Below are 19,700 nucleotides of genomic sequence, written 5' to 3'. Positions count from 1 at the left end.
GATCCCACACAAAACAAGGCTGATTAAAACAAGGATTAATTTGTGTCCGGAAGCAGACAAATTAAGCAGAGTTATACCGGCGGTTAGTTTGTCTGAGATCCGGCACAAGGCACAGTTGTGATATCAAAATATTTAATATATAGAAATCCTCTTCAATAAGAATACAAATATGTAATATGATGCTGGAAAAATCCAAAAGATATGCAACTATCATTAGGGTATTTTTGAAGTATAATTTGTTTTCACTTTTGTACAAGGATATTCATAAAGATCACATTTCCAACAAGAAATGCACATGTGCTTTAGATTTAAAAAATAGGAGTAATGCTACAAAGCTCCGTCTTGCTTTTGAGGAACTTGGACCAAGTTTTATAAAATTGGGACAGATGTTGAGCAAGCGCCCTGATTTAGTACCATACACATACATACTAGAACTAGAGAAATTACAGGACAACGTCAAGCCTCTTGACTTTGATAAGATGCGTGAATCTTTTGAAACGGAGTGCATCTGCGAGATGGGGAAAGGAGATCATAAACACCATCCGACCTGTTACCATTGTAATGATATATTGGATATATTCGATGAACTTGATACAACACCAATAGCAAGTGCATCGATAGGTCAGGTATACCAAGGGGTCATTAACGGAAAGAAAGTTGCTGTGAAGATTGCACGTCCAAACCTAATTGATACAATAAATTTAGATCTCGAAATAATCAATGATCTAAAACCGTTTTTTATAAAATTAATGGGTGTCGGAGACAACTTTGATTCTGATCGATTTCTTCGAGAATTCAAAGAAATGCTTCACAATGAGCTTGATTACAAAATAGAAGCTATGAACATGATGCGCTTCCACGATAATTTTGAGGAAGTAGAAGATGTAATCATTCCAAAGGTCTACCTCGATTACTGTAGAGAAAGTGTACTGGTCATGGATTTTATAGAAGGAACCTTGGTTAAAGATGTAGGTGACATTAACCAGGAAATAAAATCTCGATATGTCCAACTTATAAGCTCGAGTTACCTGAAGCAAGTATATTTAGATGGATTTTACCACGCCGACCCACATGGGGGGAACATTGTAGTTAAAGACGGTACGGTAGCATTCATTGATTTTGGTGCAGTCGGTAAGATTGATGATGAGTTAAGGCGCAACATGTTGAACCTGTTCTATGCTATAAACAAAAAGAAAGTGGATATGGCAGCAGATGCATTTTTGAAAATTGGTAAGCTGAACAAAGAGGATCTCGATATTTCAAGATTTAAGTGGGATATTGATGAACTAATTACAAAACAACATAGGGGTATTGGGGAACGTAAAAGCGATAATTATGCACTTCTTGCTTTGAAATACAACATGTCGCTTCCAAGTGAATTTTCTACACTAGAACGTGCACTTATACTTGTTGAAGCAGTCTGCCTTAACCTTAATCCAAACTATAATATTATGGATGAAGTACGTCCAGTCATATCCAAAGCCCTAAAAGAACGTTATTCACCAACGCAAGCCGTTGAATTTGTCCAAATGGAAGGTGATGAATATATAGACATATTCAAAAACCTACCATCTGGGATCAATGACGTAATTGAAACTATTCGTGGATACAAACTTGAAAGGTTAGAAGCCAAGAGCAATACTCTCAAAAGGTACCGCCTACTTGGAGAATCAATGAGATATGCATTACTAATGGTCTTGATAATCTCATCTGTGTATCTGATTATTCAAGGAGACTTCAGTTCTTTAGGGATTGTTGGATTTTTTGTATCACTGATTATGAGTGCCTATACGTTGAGAAGCTCTTTATGACAAAAACAGAAACGTGGGTCTGGTTACCCCACATTAAAAGTAGATTGATCAATCAAAGTGTTTTCAGATAGTCAATTAGATCTTCAATGTCTTCATCGGACATATCCCACTTTGGCATTGTATAATCAAGTTCCTCTCCAGAAGGATCCTTACCTTCTCTTATAGCAACCTTGATAGTTTCATCAGTGTATGGGGGATGTTCCTCATGTTCATCTTCATGCTCTTCTTCAGCAGTCAGAGTTTCATAGGTTATATCTGGAGGAGTTACAGTCCCCATCATAATTGGTACTCCACCTTTACCATCGACTCCATGACAGCTTACACAACTACCACCGTGAACATAAAGCCAATGAGGTCCACCACTTACTGGTATTTGTTGTTCATTCTCATTAAACCCAGTATAATAGATCATTTCTCCGTTAGAGTCAAATTCTGTAACAATATTGGAATCCAATGATGAATCATATTGATCAGGATACATGAATCCAGGTTCATGCCATCCATATTCCTGAGACATCATGTTGTAAGAATCAGTCCTTTCGTTCACACATCCAGCTATAATTAATATTATTCCAATCAAAACAAATGTCATAACAATTCTTTTTGCCAATTAAATTCCCCCGACTTTCATTAAATGGATACATTAAAACTTAGATAATACAACAATAAGTATTTTTTGTAGCAGAGGATATCTAAAAAACACCACTGGTACATCGATATTATGAAACTCTAAGCTACAGCCTTTAAGCTCTTTAAGCCTAACAATTATCTATTACATTGAGCGGGAATCAACAATAGGCCTTCCAAAAAGGCCATCTGATGGTCAGTATATGTCAAATAATGTCAAAATACAAACATTTATAATCAACTGGAATAAAAGAAATAATGATGTCCAAAGAACTCAAAACACTTCCTGTGGTTACCCGCGAAAAAGGTACTGAAGAGAGCTGTAGTACCGGAGGTTGTGGAAGTGGTGCTTGTGCTGGAGGTTTTGGGATAAAAGCAGGATCTGAAAAGAAGGTCGTATACAGGAACATCCTTACCTATTTACTTATAGGGATTGTAATGTTGCTCACGGCATACATCACCCTTAGTATCATCACTTCAATCCTCAACTAAGCCCTTATTCCTTTTCATCTTTTGTAGAACTGAATTACAAACGCTTACTGATTAGTTTATATAAGTCAAAATGAAATATGATTATGGTGTAATAATAGGGCAAGTATGGTGGGACATATTTGTTGCAAATACACTCTCTGAAACACTATGTTTCAGTAATTCCAGATGAAGTTCATCATTTAAAGTGGGGGAAATAAATGACACAACAATTAAAGCCATTAGCATTTAGTTTAGCTGCAGCAATCGTTGCTGCAATAGTAATGCTTTTACTTGGAATACTTGGAAATTTAGGAATGTACACGGGTGCAGTTGAGATGATGCAACAATGGCATACGTTCTTCTCGCTGGATCCAACTGGTATAATTGCTGGAATGGTTGAAGCTGCAATCATTTCATTCATTTTTGCATATTTGTTCGGAATCTTCTATAATAAATTTGCTTGATCGGGGTGTGTGGAATGAACCATGAAATGAAGTCTGCAGGAAATCATGAACCAGATGAAAAAATGCCTCATGAGCATGAAATGCACGGGATGGAGCATGAAGGAAAAAGTCATCACGCTATGATGATGGAAGATTTCAAAAAGAGATTTATTGTTTCACTAATTCTTACATTCCCTGTTCTGATTCTATCACCAGCCATACAATCATTTTTAGGTTTTGAGATTAAGTTTTTTGGTTCAATTTTTATCCTCTTCATATTATCTTCAGTAATTTACTTTTATGGGGGGCACCCCTTTCTTAAAGGAATCTTCAACGAACTAAAAACTAGACAGCCAGGTATGATGACACTTATTGCAATTGCCATAAGTGTGGCCTACTTCTACAGTTCTGCAGTAGTTTTTGGATTACCAGGGAAGTTCTTCTTCTGGGAACTGGTTACACTAATAGATGTCATGCTTCTGGGTCATTGGACTGAAATGCGTTCTGTCCTAGGTGCTTCAAGGGCTTTGGAAGAACTTGTGAAGATAATGCCTTCCGAAGCTCATCTTATAAGAGACGGAGAGACAGTCGATATCCGTGTGGATGAACTGGAGGTTGGAGACAGAGTACTTGTCAAACCTGGTGAGAAGATCCCGATTGATGGAGTTGTGATTGAAGGAGAGACCAGTGTTAATGAAGCAATGCTGACAGGAGAATCCAAACCAGTATCTAAGAAGAGTGGGGATGAAATTATCGGCGGGGCTATTAATGGAGAAGGATCCCTGCATATAGAAGTCAAGAAAACTGGAAAGGATACATATCTAAATCAGGTCATTGAGCTTGTTAGGACTGCACAAGAAAGCAAATCCAAGACGCAGGATCTGGCAAACAAAGCTGCTTTGGTGCTTACAATCATAGCCATAGGTGTTGGTACGTTGACCCTTGTGGCATGGTTATCCTTTGGCCAGGAGTTTGTTTTTGCTCTTGAGAGAGCGGTTACTGTTATGGTTATAGCGTGTCCACATGCTTTGGGTTTGGCCATTCCTCTTGTTGTTGCTGTATCCACATCTCTGGCAGCAGGCTCGGGTCTACTGATCAGAGAAAGGCAGGCTTTTGAGAGAGCAAGGAATCTTCAGGCAATCGTTTTTGACAAAACTGGAACACTTACAGAAGGTAAGTTTGGAGTCACAGACATAGTACCTCTTGCAGATACAGATAAAGATGAAATTCTAAGATTATCTGCTTCTCTGGAATCGGACTCAGAGCACCCCATTGCTCTTGGAGTTGTAAACAGTGCAAAAGAACAAAACCTTGAACCAGGTAATGTTGAAGATTTCAGATCAATTCCTGGAAAAGGTGTTGAAGGTTCAATTCAGGGAAGAAGATTGAAAGTAGTAAGTCCAGGGTACCTTAAAGAAAATGGAATCGATCTTCAAAATGATCAAATCGAGAAAATAGAACAGCAGGGTAAAACCGTTGTATTTTTGCTTGAAGGTGATAAACCATTGGGTGCAGTGGGACTTGCAGATATTATAAGAAAGGAATCTAAAGAGGCTATTGAGAAACTCAGGTCTATGGACATTAAGTGCATGATGCTCACAGGTGACAATCGCTTCGTTGCTCAATGGGTGGCTGAAGAAATCGGACTTGATGATTACTTCGCTGAAGTTTTACCTCATGAAAAATCCCAGACCATAAAAGAAATTCAGAAAAAATATACTGTAGCCATGGTTGGAGATGGGGTAAACGATGCTCCAGCTCTTGTTCAGGCAGATGTAGGCATTGCTATAGGAGCTGGAACAGATGTGGCTATTGAAAGTGCAGACATAATTCTTGTAAAAAGCGATCCCAGGGATGCAATTGACATAATTCTTCTTTCAAAGAAAACTTACTCGAAGATGTTTCAGAATATTCTCTGGGCGACGGGTTATAATGCCTTTGCAATTCCTTTGGCAGCTGGAGTCTTAATTAGCTATGGAATCTTGTTGAGTCCTGCAGCTGGAGCGGTTCTTATGAGTCTTAGCACAGTCATAGTATCCATAAATGCAAAGTCGCTGAAGATGGGGTAAAATAAAATTCAATGTAAGGGGGGAGATTCTATAAAGGAGATGAAACTTAATTTTCTTATTGAAGCTTTGATGTTCTTGGTTCTCATGGCATTAGTTGGAATCGGGCTTTCTTTACTACTTGAAATGCATTTATTTGGGGATATCCATCTCTATTTGGGTTTGCTATTACTTGGTTTAATTTTAGTTCACGTGTATCTTCATTGGAATTTAGTCATGAAAATGTATCAAAAAATTATAACTAATCCAAGAGATCGGAAAATTATTGGTGTTATCTATATACTCGCTTGCTTAGCATTGCTGATTGTAGTTATAGTTCATCATATTCTTTATCCCAATTGAAGTTTAATGATATTATGTTAACTTTGCTTTCTGACCTCATATTCCAAGGATACGAGAGCAGATCGAATAATACGAGTGGCAAAATACAAGTGGTGGGTTAAATGAAACTTAAAGGACACAATAGATTATTATCAGTAATTATAATCTCATTCACGATTGTCATTATTCTTTCTATAGCAGTAACAGCGCAAACCTATGTCATAGGTGACCAAAAAACGGCGGTGGTAATGCCTGTCGAAGGAGCTACATATATTGGAGCTGATGAATGCAAAGTCTGCCATCAGGATATATATGGAGAATGGGAAACGTCAGGTCATAAATATAAGCTCATGACTCCAGATGAAGCTCTTGAAATTAGACCTGATCTGCCAATGCCAGAGGGTTATACTAAAAATGATGTTCTTTATGTAATCGGAGGATGGGGTTGGAAAGCCAGGTACATGAACAACCAGGGATTCATCATAACAAAAACTGGAGATGATCTAGAGATCAACGGTTCGAATCAATATAACATTGAAACCGATGAATGGGTGGATTATCATGCAGGTGAGCTACTTGAATACGACTGTCAGAAATGCCATACCACTGGAGTATCTTATGATGAGAAAATGGAAGACCTCCTTGGAATAAATGGTTCATGGGAGTTCAGGGGAATCCAATGTGAAGCGTGTCATGGGGCAGGCAGCGAACATGTGGCAGAGAAAGGGATTAGGGGTGTTTCAATCATTGTGAATGAAAGTGCTTCATTCTGTGGTCAATGTCACAGGCGTGGAGCTGAAGATGACAAAATTCCTGCAAGCGGAACATTTGTTCGACACCACGAGCAATACCAGGAACTATTAGCATCGGGAAATATGTCTACTCTAAGTTGCGTCGTGTGTCATAATCCACACAACCCCGTTCATGAAGGTGCTACTAACGAGATAGAAGAATTTGGGATAATTACACATTGTGAGGATTGTCATATAGAAGCTGCGGAAATATATGAAAATTCGGTGATGGGAGTCGTAGGGGCGGAATGTGTTGACTGCCACATGCCAAAGAATGTCAAATCTGCAGTTAACACCTCTCCCTATGTGGCAGATGTAAGTTCGCACATATTCAGAATCAATACCAGCGTGGATGCTGAATTCATTTATATTGACCAAGAAGATGGTAATGAATATGCAAATCCATACATTACATTGGAGTATGCCTGCTTGTCCTGCCATGAAGACGAAGATATATCATGGGCTGCTCAAACAACACCATTTGTAATAAATCACAATGTGGAACATGAGGATATACAGATTCCAACAACTCCAGAAGAAACTCCTGGATTCGGAGTGATCACTGCAGTTGCAGTGCTGATAATTGGATGTATGTTTAGAAGAATTTGAAGAGATAAAAAACGTCTTATATGAATTTTGGAGAGGGAATGCCTGCTAGAATGTTCCGAAGCCCCTTAAGCCATTGCCTCTGAAGAATTGACTTTGCAAAAAAATGAAAAGGAATGCGGAGGGATCCAGGACTTATGTTATTGTGACTTTTCCACAGTTACCCAGAAAACACTTCCCTGCCCTGCAGGATTATTTTCGATGGCGACAGTCCCTCCATGCAGATCAATAATTCTTTTAACGATTGCAAGCCCGAGCCCTGTTCCTTTAACACCGCTCTTGTTTACACGCTTGAACCGCTCGAATAACTTTGGTTTATCCTCATCTGCGATACCTTCTCCAAAGTCTGTCACTGTTACTTTCCAGTAATTTCCTGCATCGAGTACATCTACAATGATCTTACTCTCTGAAGGGCTGTACTTAATGGCATTGGATAGTAAATTCGCAAATACTTCCTCTATCATTGGATTTGCATTTGCATTATATTCTTTGGCTGCAAACTCAAGAACCATCTGTTTCTCTTCAAGTTGCGGTTCGAAGTTTTCCACGACTTCTTTAATAATATCTCCGATATCCATCTTTTCAAATTCAAGTTCTTCAAGACTTTCCAACTTTGAAAATTTAGATGCAGATTCAATCATATCGATTAATTTTTCGTTATTGCGCCTAATCGTCTGGATAATCTGAATTTTATTCTCCTCTTCTTCCATATCTACTAGAACATCAGTATAACCTCTAACAATATTTGCAGGATTGAGCAAGTCGTGACGCATGATGTCTGTGAAGAGATCCTTCATATCAGTAAGTGAGATTAGTTCCTCGTTTGCTTTTGATAGTTCTTCAGTGCGCTCTTGAACTGCAATAGTCAAGATTGCCTGACGATTAATACCCATATACGTTAACATAGTTAGCAGCAATACAATAATCAAACCTGCACCCTTGAATACAAGAATTTTATCTTGAATAGCAGTGTGGCCTGCTGTAGGAATTATCCCCAATTCCCAGTAACTATCAGGCAATTCAATACGTTGTATGACAGGATTGTTCTCATAGACTTGTTCCCCTCCATAGAATACATTATTCGCATCATCCCTTATTGCAATATTAGGATGGCCTGGCAGAACAAGCCCAGCTTCTTCAAAAATAAATGGCATATCTACAGCCATGGTTGCCAGTCCCCAGAAGGTATCATTTACATAGATAGAGTTTATTGCCACCATGCCTAGAACATCGGGTTGCAACTCATATGGGCCACTTAAAGTAACTTGACGAGTTTGCATTGCACGCTGTACGTCAATACTCAAGTCAGAACCATCTTCATTAATGAGGTCATGTCCAAGTACATATTCATTTCCAGCAAGAGGATAGACATAACTCTGAACTCCAGCTGGAGCTACTGAAAAATAAAGAATTCCTTCAGTACTAGAATAAAGTCCACCTGTAAAATCATCGAAATTATCATCTAGAGCTTCCTCTGATGGATCAAAGTGAACGAATGTAACTAACCCTTCAAGTATGGCAAATCTATGAGTAAGGCCAGCTGACAATGCATTTCCATGTAATGTTAGGTCGATTGCCTCCTGAGTTCTTTGATCAGTAAGCAATTGCTCTTCATACCAAAGTCCAGCCTGCCACCACACGAGAAGTAGTAGTAACAGAACTACCAGTGCACCGAGTAATGCACTTCGACGCGGACTTGTGACTCTGTTTTCTGGAATTGTAATGAGATTAGATAAAAGCTTCATAGCTTGATGCCCCTAACCTTATTCAGCTCATTAAGAAGTTCAATTTACATTTATTGTGAGAGCAAACCTTTCCCACAAACAGTTTACTCATTAGTTGTAAATTTAGAGGGAATCCGAATTTACAACTACAATATAACATCCAGACCGAATGGCTGCTGCTATAATTATATTATAGATTTCATGTTTTATACTTTTGTTGCATTTGCAACAGGTGCTATAGCCTGTAAACGGAAGTATAGTTGAACAACTTGGTGACGATCAGTTAAAACAGACCACATCAGAACGTGTGGATGTTATACATACAGGCGTGGACTGGGCCGTCAGGAAAAACAATTGAAATTATAATATGGAATATTTACACGATATCATTTATATCTTGGAAGTTCTGCTGTACCTATCGTTACTTTTTTGGGCTACAAATTAAGACTTGATTACTATGTCTCTCATTTTGACCTAGGCAAAACCACAGAATCGAAATATTACAATAATCAGGGTTCCTTTTTAGTTTTCAATGTTAACGCCGTTAACAAATTAAAATATTAAAAAGTCGATTTTATCAAAAAGGTGTCTGGCCGGTTTGCCTAGGGGCCAATTTTTAGACAGTTAAATCTAGAAACACCAGCCTACTAAAATAAAATACAATTCGCATTATAAAATAAAATTGATTCGAATCACGCGGACCGGTGCGAACCAACTGCATAACTATACCGGGACGAATTTAATATTAAAAACATGATGGTGTGGCAGTACATACCCTAAAATATACCGGGATATACCGATACAAATTCGAATATAATTCGAACCGAATTAAGCAGCTCACATTGTAAATGATTCGACTTGACTTTAAGGATGAAATCGCAGTGGACTGGCATTGTGCATCAAAAAATAATCCGAATTGAATCGAATCGAAAATAGAAATTACTGTGAAGCTTCTGTGTTTTCACGGCCAGTATCAGGTAAGTAGACGACTACACCACCTGTCTGTTCAACGCTTCCGGAATGCTCGACTTTCTGCTTCTTCAGCCCTTGGATATCTGCAATGAATTTCAGGTAGTCGAGATGGGTGGATTTATCCTGCTCAATCTTTGACTGCTTTAGATCAAGGCCTTTGTAGCACTCCCTCAGCAGGTCAGCCTTATGTACTATTCAGTTTTGAGGACACCACAAATCACATCATAGTGTAACTATCAGTTGTCCTTCCCTACAGTATTCCAGAAGCATTTCTGCTATCTCATGCGACTCGATGAGTTCAATACCAGGGATAAGCTCTTCCCCTTTCATTCCTATAATTGATGCTCCAAGTTTGCAGCACTTGAATTGTACGCCCAGCTCCATGCATTTTTTTATCTTTTCATCGTATGCAGGAGACCCGCATTTATTAGCTTTCCCAAGGAGGACACCCATCGGACCGAATATGATAACTATCACATCAAGACCCTTGTTGCAATAGTAATTCGCAAAACGAAGGGTTTCCATGGGGCTGGTACTTTCGTAGACCATGTTCTTGAGAAGTAGTAATACTTTTGTAACTTCTGTCATATGTATTCCGTGCCCGTGTACTTCAGCAATCATGTTTGTAGTGAATATTAGTTAAGCGTATTCATTGACGATGGCATTTTGCCATAGTGTTGCTTTTCGTATAAGGTCTTGAGAACATATCCTCAACTCATTCGATCTTATCCCTCCCATTATCTGGTAAATAGACCATATATTTCCCACTAGCCAGGACCTCTTCAGGAATTCCTTCCTCCGGATCAAAGATGTAAACTCCCGGGGACTCTGTTTCAGTCTTCTTCTCTTCAAGCTTCTTGAGCCTATTCTCAATTGTTTGTGTTGGCATTCTTGCTCTCCTCCAGTGCTGCCAGCCGGCTTTCGATATCTTCGAGTTGGTCATCCTTCAGTATCGAGTTGTGAGCCTGTATCGCGGTCACAAGAACCCTGAGATACTTCAGTTTGGTACTGTCACCTTCACGTTCCCTGAATCTCTGGACTTTGACACGGTCGTAGATATCCTGGATCATCTCGGACGAAAGGGATAACAGATCATCACGGTTTATTTTTTTTAGACAATCGGGGTCAGTGGTAGTTTCTTTTGTCAATTTAGGCCTCCTGTGTTGGTGTTTTTTGTATGGTGATGGCGGTTATCTGTCGGGTAGACACCCCCTTTGTGGTCTCCACAAGGACCACCTACCAGATTCTGAATCATAAGCGATAGTTTGACCTCTACCAAGCCGTTCATGAAAAGCGGCTTGTGGAACTTGAAAACGAGACATTACTGAATACCTCCACTGAATCCAGCAAGTGCAAGTTCTTCCACTCGCTGACCCACAATCGAACCTTTGAACATCGCATACTTGTTACAGAAATTTAATACAAACTCGTTGATGTCAGGGACATGCATCGTTTCGTAGGTTTGTTTTACTTCAGAAATTATGAGATTGTCAAGGATAGCATTTGGTGAAATCTCACCCGAAGTTACACTAGTTACGCTCGTTACACTATCTTTACTTTGTTTCTCCCTAGGGGAAATAGAAGTAGAAGTACCGTAATTAGTGTAACTAAGTGTAACTTCTTCGTCATCGTCCGCTTCTCGAATATCCAATCCTTTTATAATTCTCCATGTTTTCCTGTCCGCCGAAGGATCTTTCTTATACTTTGCCTGTTGCTCTTTACTAAACGAAGTACTGCTAGTCTCGTATCCTAACTCATGAACGATCTTGGTGAAATCTCTCTTCGAAAGTTCTCTGAATCCGCCCCTCTCTCTGAATTCTTCATAGCGGTCGAACAGATACCATGTAGGCATTGACGCCCCCTCGTCCTTTACACAATTCTCATCAATGAACGCATTTACAGGATTAGACTTCCTCTCATAGAGCGCAGCTCGTTCCTCAATCGTACCTTCAGCAGTGAAGGACCCGCTCTCAAGGAGATCATTCAGTATGCGGATACATTTCCTGCAAAGATTTTCATACTCTTCCTCCGGGATGTCATCAATAACATCCTTCCCTTCCGGAAAACTGTTATTGAACTCTACAATCAGCCACCTTCTGTAGAATCCTCTAGTACGGTCCGTAGTCGCTGGCAGTGCATTCGTGGCTATGATGATCTTTGCAGTATTCACAAAATCGAATGAGTCCTTGCCCTTGAACTCGCAGCTGATGATATCCCCACCACTCAATTGCTTGAGCATGTTCGTTCTGGAGAGGGTATTGAAGTTGGTCTCCCCAACGAATGCTGCTTTCTTCTTGAACAGCTTCGAGGTCTCGAACTGTGATTTTGATAGCCTGTCCAGATCAGTAGACGTGTAGTTGTCTGCACCAATGAATCGCCTGATCAATTCCATGAGTTGACCCTTTCCATTGCCTCCAGGACCAATCAACGTGAAGATCCTGTGAATGGGATAGTGATCATACATGCAGTATGCACAGATCTCGTACAACAGCTGCTTTCGTTCAGGACCTACCCAGTTTTCAAATAGTTGATCTATTGTCGGAGTATCTTCAGATGTACCATATCGGTGTGGAATCCTTGCAGCAAAGAAGTAATCGGGTGTAGCCTGGAACCTCTCGTCAGAATCAATGTCAACTACACAGTTGTCAAACTGGATCCATGTTCGCGGAGTCTGTTGCACTCTTCGCATTCGGCCAGTGATCCTGATGGACTCCATGATCTCAGCTTTCGTGCGAGATCTGTAGATGGAATCCATGCCCATGCCTTGCATGATCTGACACAGTATCTCAGTCTCATCGATTCGCTCGTATCGCTCACCATCGTGATTCCACATCCAGTAGTTCTTCGACACATCGTAGTAGATCGGAACCTCTTCCTGGAGGGCTTGAGCAATCTGCATGGAGTTGTTTACAGCTCCGGATATTGCCTGCCCGATCTTTTTCTTGAGCGGTTCTCGGCCAACGTTAAATTCCGTAGTTTCGAGTACTCTGTTGTAGACGTCCGGAGGAAGCTTCCATCCACCGATGACATCTTTCTGATGACAGAGCGTGTTGTCTACAGCATAGTAGACCATGGCCTTTGTTGGCATGGGGTCACTATCAGGAATGAAGCCGTGATCCTTGGCATATCTCCAGAGCTTGTAGATCACTTCACCATCATCAAAATTGACTGCTGATACGCCACTGCCATTGTGACCATATCCAGCAGTACTACATGTTGAGACACCCGCCAGGACCGCAAGGGTTGTGAGCGCAGTATGACTTACATTGTGCCTCCAGCAGTGCAGCATTCCATTGCTCACAGATGTGTCCTTGTAGGTCTTTGACCCGTGGAACAGCGAAGGGAATCGATTTGTAGGGTGTTCAGACTTCCCCGTCACCTCTGAGATCGTGAGATCCCACAAGGCAGATTTGTTCTTATGGTCTGTTACTTTCGGAGTACTACGCTTATCCTTCCTCTGGTGAGCTGCAGTGTCTGAAGCTCGCTTGTTCTCCAGGCATGTTCGGTAGGCCTCTGGAATCTCATCATAGGTGAGTGAACTGACACTGTGTTCCACCATGATGGAGTAGTATCCAGCATTCTCGCGATCACACTCAGGAATGCGTTCCACTTCCTCCGGAGCACACGGTACGTATGATCCAGGAGCAACAACATACTGCCAGTTAGACCGGACTTCTCCAGCGTCCTCAGTAGCGATGTTCTGCTTGGCAGAATTATCAAAAATGGATTTAGCTATAGAATCTTCTGTGAAATAGAAGCCATGCCGTCCAATCCTCTTCCTGGACTGGTTGATCAGCGTGGGCTTGATTTCTCCCACCTGGCTGATATCATCAACATCGATGATCACAAGTTGGTCTTTGTCAGTCCCTGCAATACCTATGTTGAAGCCTTTCTCCATCAGTTTGTAGGCTTCTTCGTAGGTCTTACGGTTCTTCTTCCATGACTTGTTCTTCAGTGGATCCTTCCCGTTGCGTTCCAGAGGAAAATAGAACGGTTCGTAATCAGGATGGTCCTTAGTAAGGAGATAGTGAAATCTCTTGAATTCAGAAGGATGCGTGTTTACCTCCACACTGAACCTCCCTATTGTTTACCTTGTTTATATTGAATCATTGGTGTTATCAAAAAATAGGCATTCAGACACTCGCACAATCTCAGCCATTCTCATTGATCATCCTCCATGATCTCACTGGCCACATCCACCAGCATCTTGAGTGTTGGATTAGTTTTCTCAATGATCTGATAGAGCTCAGGATCATCATGGGCAGATGCAAACTCTTGAACAAGTGGGTGTTGTTGAAGAACCTCAGTATCGGTCATTGTTCTCGCCTCCGAACGGTTGCTAAAAAGTGGACTAATGCAGTATTCACAAGATCATCCATGTCATAGAACTGGCCACCATCAACCCCCATCTTTGCATTTTTGTAGGTGTAGTTCTGCAAGATCACTGTCACGGGAGTGGTACCCAAGGGATGCTTAACAACGGCTGGCATTTCCGTGTCCATATAGCCTCTGACAGCATCACCGTCAATCACATCAGAGTTCATGCGTTCACCTTTACAGCACATGAAACTCGATGAATGAGGCCAGGACAAGATCCAGGAAAGATGCCAAAGCGATCCTTCAGTAGCACTTCAAGATCCTCATAGCTGGCAATTTTAACACCAGCCAGAACACGCTTGATATCATTCACAAGCTCATCTTCAATCACGAAATCATCAACCTGGTAGCTGAGGATGTCCGTGATGTTGTCACCGTCCATTACTATCTGCATCTTGACATCAGCATATACAGGCAGATCATCACAGGTGGTTACAGGGATGTACATCAGGCCACCCCTGCGGCTGTCAGTTGTTCGGCTGGCACTTCTACTAATTCTGGCTTTCTGCAATGTGTGCAGATCGTTTCTCTTGTCTCTGCGTCTACTGAAGGGAAGTAGACGAACTTTCCACAATTCATACAAATCCATCTTTGTTTGCTCATTTCTGTTTCCTCCATAGGGCAGATCCCGGAGGAACGAACATTTATAAGGCCAGAAACCGTAGATATGATTGCGAGTCATTACTGTGGGTTTCTGGGGTTCGCCCTGGGGATCCCTTTAATGTATCATCTTATTCTTTGTTTTCAGTCTCCCTGATAGGGGTGATTATAATCTGTTCGTTGTTGCAGTCTACGTCTACTGTATCGCCTTTTTCCAGGTTGAATTTGTCCCGGAGAAACGCAGGTATAGAGATTAGAAGACGGCCTTCATTACTGGAGTATATTTTTCTCACAGTCATTGGGTATGCTCCGTATAGCTATTGTATAATCATTGTCATACCACGTATTTATATCTTTTGTTTATACATATGTTATACACGAAGAGATATGACTACAAAACAGACGGGATTCAGATTGACCAAAAATGCACTTGAAAACATCGAGTTCATGGTCGAGAAAGGGTTTGCAAGAACCGCAACAGAGGCAGTTATTCGAGCACTAGAGTACTTTGCAGATCAGCACAAGCCCACAGTTGATGAAGAAACAGCCCGTCAAGCAGTCGTTGCATATCTTCAAACCGAAGAAGGCCGCTCGTTAATCAAATCAATCTGTGAAGCTGAACCCGAAGGCGAGTTCAAGAAAATATCATCCAAAGAAATTATTTTAGAATAACCATTGCAGCGTGGGGGCGCGGAAATGTATGTAAAAACAAAATGCTCAAAATGTGGTCAGACCGACTATCAAAATATCCGATTGCATGTAACTGAAGATCTATACAGAAAAGGATCCACTTACGAGTACGTACATACATTGGATGAAGTGACCATCACTGAGACAATATCTGAGGAGCAGTTGGCCAGGGATATCCTCCTGGAACTAGAAGGGTATGTCTACAATGGCATGACCACCGATGAATTCTGCAAACTTCTGAAGAAGTATTTCGGGGTCGCATCAAAGTACTGCTGCGATTTAATACAGAGAATGAAAATAGATCTTGACATGTATTGCCCGGACAGACAACATTTGTACTTCGTGGAAAAAAGAACAGCATAACTACGAAATGAATCACTTTGTTCATCTAACAAAGATCCCATCGTAGTAGAGGAGATCATCAATTAAATTTTTGTAAAATTTAATAGTATGAATAACTTTACTGCATATCGAACATTGGAAAGAAACCGGGACAAGCGAACAAAAAATAAAACAAACCGTGTTAAAAAGAGGTAGTTTTCTATGCCAGGCATAACGTGGAAAGAGGGAGGAGAAGAATGGCAACGTCATATTGTTGTTCTTTTGAAACGCAAACATGGTTATGATTTCGCTGAAATTCCAGATTCGGATGGGGGAGATTACGGCTTAGAGGGCTTCACATACAGTGGATATGCATACCAATGTTATGCAGTGGAAGAGCCTGTGGAGCACGATGTTCGGTATAGACGACAAAGAGATAAAATAACTAGAGATATTACTAAATTTATTAATAACTCGGATGGATTATTAAAACTTTTAGGAACAACAAAAATATCCCACTGGCTTTTTGTTGTACCATATTGGAATACTAAAAAACTACAGGACCATGCTGAGAAAAAAGCCCAAGAAGTTCGAGAACTAAATTTACCTTACGTTGCTGAAAATTTTCACATTAACATTATAGATCGGGATTATTTTGCAGTAGAACTTGCACAACTGCATGACAGTGGATTAACAAAAGAAAGAGTAGATCCGGACGATTTGCCTGCAGACGCATGCTCCATTTTTGCAGATGGGAATAATGAGATGATTGCAAACTTAGAAAGAAAAATAAATTTATTGGCCCCTCGGAATTTTAGTCATGAGAAAAAAGAAAAGCTAAAGATGGATTTCATAAATCATTACATAAGTGGACAAAATGTGCTAGATAATCTAAAATCTAAATATCCCGATTTACATGTAAAGGCACTGAAAACAAAAGAAGATAGAGAGCGTTTCCTTTCAGTAGAGACGTCTATTTCAAGCAGTACCCCAGCAGAGATATTTAATGATACTATGAGACAATATACTGACGAGTTAACTAACGAACTCAAAGGATTAAGGCCTCAAACGGTCAATATTTTAGCTTATGAAGCAATCTCTTATTGGCTATTGCGTTGTCCACTTGATTTCTCTGATTATGAGGATTATATATGAGAGAAGCCGACATCCCACAAATAAACATCCCCTTCAGCTTTACTCGACGGCCCAGACCAATTCCACCCGATCTTCGACCAGATTGGAGAGTTACTGTTTTGGTGTTAATTCTTGATTATAGCAGAGGCAAAAAAGCAAGTCTAAAAAAAGTAAATGTAATAAATTGGGCTATTAGATCACCCGAAAACCGTGAAATCTTACATGGATATTTTATTGAAAAAAAACCACTGCATGACATTGTTATCCGAATTGAGCCCGGAATAAGCAGGGCCATCGATTTTGCGAAAGGACATGGGCTGGTGGTGATGGAATATGGGAACTCTACTGGGATAAGGTTAACTCCTAAAGGGAAACAATTTGCAAATAAGATAGAAACCCTTCATGACTGTTTTACAACAGAAAAGGACTTTTTAAGAAGCATAAAACCATACATAAATGAAAAAGATGTCAATGTTTTACTCAACGGAGGAATCTGATAATGTCCCTGCACCTTAGGCAACTTTCACTCGATATAAGAACAAATCGAGGTTTATATGGAGTAAATATCCCATTTGAGGATGGGCTCGTGATATTAAGGGCAGATAATACTTCCGGGAAATCAACATGTGTTCAATCGATAATGTATGCCCTTGGGCTAGAAAGAATGCTCACCTCAAAAAATATAGTCCCTTTACCACCTGTTATGACTTCGCGCTTAGTAGACGATGGTGAAGAAATTAACGTGCTCGAATCAGATGTGTTTTTAGAAATCAGCAATGGAAATGGTGATGTAATCACTATTAAGAGAGCTGTCAAGACTGAGCATGATACCCGTTTAATCTCTGTGTTTTATGGACCTGCATTATCAAATAAAAAAGGTGACTACGAAAAACACGATTTTTATGTAAGGGATCCAGGAGCTGCAAAGAATGAAATGGGTTTTCATAGATATCTTGAATCGTTTTTAGGATGGGATCTTCCAACGGTAAGAACATATGATGGAAAAGAAGTTCAACTCTATATAGAGTGCATTTTCCCCTTATTGATTGTTGAACAGAAGGTGGGTTGGAGCGGCATACAATCAAACATGCCTACTTACAAGATCAAAGAAGTTGGTAAACGATCCATTGAATATCTTGCAAAATTGGATGCATATAATGTATCTATCAAAAAGCAAGAATTGGTCGAAGAAAAGAAAATTTTAAAAAACGAATGGGACTCACAAATTTCAGTATGTAATAATTTATTGCTTCCGATAAATGGAACAATACAATCCTTACCAAGTTCCCCCGTATCATCGTGGCCTCCGAAGATAGTGCCATATATTGGAGTTTATCAGGATGAAAAGCAACTTCCGATAAGGAGGGCAATCAAAGAAGATAAAGTTCTTTTATCTCATTTGAAATCTGAAGAAACACCAACTGTTCGACAAGCTGAACCTCTTTTAGTAAAGGAACTGGAAGACACACGGAATTTATTAGAAGAAAAAGAAGTAGTATTGAGATCTATTTTTGAGGAAGTTAATCTCGAAAAGAATCAACATCAGGAAGTTGAAATTCGGTTGAGTGCACTGAAAGAAGACCTGCGTCGAAACAATGACATCAAAAAGATAAGAAAATATGGTTCAGATGAAAATTTAGTTACTACACATGAAACTTGTCCGGTATGTCACCAAAAAACTCCTGACTACTTGATTGCAGATGAGTCATTTGATGAACCAATGTCAGTCGATGAGAACATTAAATTCATCAAGAGCCAAATTGAAATATTTTCAAAAATGAAAGAAAGTAATTATGAAGTAATTAAAGTAAAGAATAATCAGTTATTTTCCATAAGAAACGAAGTTAATGATATACGTGCACACATACGCGCACTGAAACAGACCCTAACTTCGAGTGAAGACACGCCTTCAATATCAACACTGCGAAAAATGGTTTTGTTAGAAGAAAAAATAGATCTTCAGATGAGAATTTTGGAAGAGTTCGAATTCAATTTAAGTAAATTCGAAGATCTTGCATTTATATGGAATTCGTTGTTAGAAAGGGAAAAACATCTTCCAGATGGTACCTTGTCAAACTCTGATCGCAAAAAATTAAAGTTATTGGAGAAGTCATTCAATCATCAACTCGATGCATATGGTTTTAGCAGTTTCAGTAAAAGTATAGAAATATCCCATGACACATATAAACCCACATTAGAAGCCTTTGATTTAAAGGTTGATGTGTCTGCGAGTGACTTCATTAGAATAATCTGGGCATATTTGAGCGGATTACTTGAAGTGTCACGTGATTTTGCAACAAACCATCCGGGTCTGCTAATTTTCGATGAACCACGTCAACAAGATGCATCTCAAATAAGTTATAATAACTTACTCAGGCGCTCATCAAAAGCAAAAGAATATAATCAACAGATTATCTTTGCAACTAGTGAGGAAAGGGAGAAACTGGAAGCAGCACTGGAAGGCTATGATTATCAATATCACGATTTCGAAGGAAAGATAATTAAAAAGCTCAACTAATGCAAGGGGCTAATGTGTACATCAAAACAACTGTCCTGATAGCTTCTTATTTTATGAGTACTTGAACAAAGCATATACTAAAGTGTATATTCCCTGATAGGCCAAGCACCATTATGCATCGAATGTAAGCATTTACACCATGGAGTCCTGGGCTGGAAATGTGATGCATATCCGGAAGGGATTCATGATGATATAATCTAGGGAGATGTAGATCATCACAAGCCGTAC

21 protein-coding genes are annotated in these 19,700 nt (G+C 39.9%); 10 read left to right on the top strand and 11 right to left on the bottom strand.

Annotated elements, in window-relative coordinates; genetic code table 11:
- The first annotated feature begins 176 nt into the window (after window positions 1–176).
- Window positions 177–1,811, top strand: a complete 1,635-nt coding sequence (locus E7X57_RS04680; protein ID WP_244603596.1) for an AarF/ABC1/UbiB kinase family protein — start codon at window positions 177–179, stop codon at window positions 1,809–1,811.
- A 52-nt stretch (window positions 1,812–1,863) separates the two neighbouring features.
- Here the strand turns inward: E7X57_RS04680 and E7X57_RS04675 are convergent, their stop codons facing one another.
- Complete coding sequence (locus E7X57_RS04675; RefSeq protein WP_244603595.1) at window positions 1,864–2,421, bottom strand: cytochrome c; 558 nt, start codon at window positions 2,419–2,421, stop codon at window positions 1,864–1,866.
- A gap of 275 nt (window positions 2,422–2,696) precedes the next feature.
- Here E7X57_RS04675 and E7X57_RS04670 point away from each other — a divergent pair, with 275 nt between their 5' ends.
- The 4 genes from E7X57_RS04670 to E7X57_RS04655 all read left to right on the top strand — a co-directional run bounded on the left by E7X57_RS04670 (window position 2,697) and on the right by E7X57_RS04655 (window position 7,139).
- Window positions 2,697–2,930, top strand: a complete 234-nt coding sequence (locus E7X57_RS04670; RefSeq protein WP_135611023.1) for a hypothetical protein — start codon at window positions 2,697–2,699, stop codon at window positions 2,928–2,930.
- Between the two features lie 197 nt (window positions 2,931–3,127).
- Window positions 3,128–3,373, top strand: a complete 246-nt coding sequence (locus E7X57_RS04665) for a hypothetical protein (RefSeq protein ID WP_210409026.1) — start codon at window positions 3,128–3,130, stop codon at window positions 3,371–3,373.
- 14 nt (window positions 3,374–3,387) lie between these two features.
- On the top strand, window positions 3,388–5,421 hold the full coding sequence (locus tag E7X57_RS04660) for a heavy metal translocating P-type ATPase (RefSeq protein ID WP_135611021.1): 2,034 nt from the start codon (window positions 3,388–3,390) through the stop codon (window positions 5,419–5,421).
- 440 nt (window positions 5,422–5,861) lie between these two features.
- Window positions 5,862–7,139: a multiheme c-type cytochrome gene (locus tag E7X57_RS04655; protein WP_135611019.1), complete on the top strand. Its 1,278-nt coding sequence runs from the start codon at window positions 5,862–5,864 to the stop codon at window positions 7,137–7,139.
- Between the two features lie 137 nt (window positions 7,140–7,276).
- Here the strand turns inward: E7X57_RS04655 and E7X57_RS12715 are convergent, their stop codons facing one another.
- From E7X57_RS12715 to E7X57_RS04620, 10 genes are all read right to left on the bottom strand, one after another.
- Window positions 7,277–8,881 (bottom strand): ATP-binding protein, encoded by a 1,605-nt coding sequence (locus E7X57_RS12715; RefSeq protein WP_135611017.1) that lies wholly within the window; start codon window positions 8,879–8,881, stop codon window positions 7,277–7,279.
- A 1,173-nt stretch (window positions 8,882–10,054) separates the two neighbouring features.
- On the bottom strand, window positions 10,055–10,420 hold the full coding sequence (locus tag E7X57_RS04645) for a DsrE family protein (protein ID WP_135611015.1): 366 nt from the start codon (window positions 10,418–10,420) through the stop codon (window positions 10,055–10,057).
- Between the two features lie 127 nt (window positions 10,421–10,547).
- Window positions 10,548–10,721: a hypothetical protein gene (locus E7X57_RS12400; RefSeq protein WP_167880889.1), complete on the bottom strand. Its 174-nt coding sequence runs from the start codon at window positions 10,719–10,721 to the stop codon at window positions 10,548–10,550.
- Window positions 10,702–10,980 carry a hypothetical protein gene (locus tag E7X57_RS04640; RefSeq protein WP_135611013.1) on the bottom strand — a complete coding sequence of 93 codons (279 nt, stop codon included), beginning with the start codon at window positions 10,978–10,980 and terminating at the stop codon, window positions 10,702–10,704. Before E7X57_RS04640 ends, E7X57_RS12400 begins: the two co-directional genes overlap by 20 nt.
- A gap of 173 nt (window positions 10,981–11,153) precedes the next feature.
- A complete protein-coding gene (locus E7X57_RS04635) occupies window positions 11,154–13,901 on the bottom strand; it encodes a phage/plasmid primase, P4 family (RefSeq protein WP_135611011.1) in 2,748 nt (915 codons plus the stop codon).
- Window positions 13,902–13,993: 92 nt separating this feature from the next.
- A complete protein-coding gene (locus tag E7X57_RS12395) occupies window positions 13,994–14,149 on the bottom strand; it encodes a hypothetical protein (protein ID WP_167880888.1) in 156 nt (51 codons plus the stop codon).
- Window positions 14,146–14,376 carry a hypothetical protein gene (locus tag E7X57_RS04630; protein ID WP_135611009.1) on the bottom strand — a complete coding sequence of 77 codons (231 nt, stop codon included), beginning with the start codon at window positions 14,374–14,376 and terminating at the stop codon, window positions 14,146–14,148. Before E7X57_RS04630 ends, E7X57_RS12395 begins: the two co-directional genes overlap by 4 nt.
- Window positions 14,373–14,657, bottom strand: coding sequence for a hypothetical protein (locus E7X57_RS04625; protein ID WP_135611007.1), 285 nt, complete (start codon window positions 14,655–14,657; stop codon window positions 14,373–14,375). The genes E7X57_RS04630 and E7X57_RS04625 overlap by 4 nt, the downstream gene beginning before the upstream one ends.
- Window positions 14,657–14,812, bottom strand: coding sequence for a hypothetical protein (locus tag E7X57_RS12390; RefSeq protein WP_167880887.1), 156 nt, complete (start codon window positions 14,810–14,812; stop codon window positions 14,657–14,659). The genes E7X57_RS04625 and E7X57_RS12390 overlap by 1 nt, the downstream gene beginning before the upstream one ends.
- Window positions 14,813–14,940: 128 nt before the next feature.
- Window positions 14,941–15,108 (bottom strand): AbrB/MazE/SpoVT family DNA-binding domain-containing protein, encoded by a 168-nt coding sequence (locus tag E7X57_RS04620; protein ID WP_135611005.1) that lies wholly within the window; start codon window positions 15,106–15,108, stop codon window positions 14,941–14,943.
- A gap of 88 nt (window positions 15,109–15,196) precedes the next feature.
- Here E7X57_RS04620 and E7X57_RS04615 point away from each other — a divergent pair, with 88 nt between their 5' ends.
- From E7X57_RS04615 to E7X57_RS04595, 5 genes are all read left to right on the top strand, one after another.
- Window positions 15,197–15,481 (top strand): hypothetical protein, encoded by a 285-nt coding sequence (locus tag E7X57_RS04615; protein ID WP_135611003.1) that lies wholly within the window; start codon window positions 15,197–15,199, stop codon window positions 15,479–15,481.
- 24 nt (window positions 15,482–15,505) lie between these two features.
- The gene (locus E7X57_RS04610; protein WP_135611001.1) at window positions 15,506–15,862 is read left to right on the top strand and encodes a hypothetical protein; all 357 of its coding nucleotides are present in this window, start codon (window positions 15,506–15,508) and stop codon (window positions 15,860–15,862) included.
- A gap of 180 nt (window positions 15,863–16,042) precedes the next feature.
- Window positions 16,043–16,975 carry a hypothetical protein gene (locus E7X57_RS04605; protein ID WP_135610999.1) on the top strand — a complete coding sequence of 311 codons (933 nt, stop codon included), beginning with the start codon at window positions 16,043–16,045 and terminating at the stop codon, window positions 16,973–16,975.
- Window positions 16,972–17,451, top strand: coding sequence for a hypothetical protein (locus E7X57_RS04600; RefSeq protein ID WP_135610997.1), 480 nt, complete (start codon window positions 16,972–16,974; stop codon window positions 17,449–17,451). The genes E7X57_RS04605 and E7X57_RS04600 overlap by 4 nt, the downstream gene beginning before the upstream one ends.
- A 2-nt stretch (window positions 17,452–17,453) precedes the next feature.
- Window positions 17,454–19,472: an AAA family ATPase gene (locus E7X57_RS04595; RefSeq protein ID WP_135610995.1), complete on the top strand. Its 2,019-nt coding sequence runs from the start codon at window positions 17,454–17,456 to the stop codon at window positions 19,470–19,472.
- Window positions 19,473–19,700: the final 228 nt, after the last annotated feature.

Origin of the sequence: Methanococcoides sp. AM1 (assembly GCF_900774055.1) — an archaeon.
Classification (GTDB): Archaea; Halobacteriota; Methanosarcinia; order Methanosarcinales; family Methanosarcinaceae; genus Methanococcoides.
The sequence above is the reverse complement of the archived record's forward strand: the minus strand, read 5'-3'. Positions and strand labels throughout refer to the sequence as shown.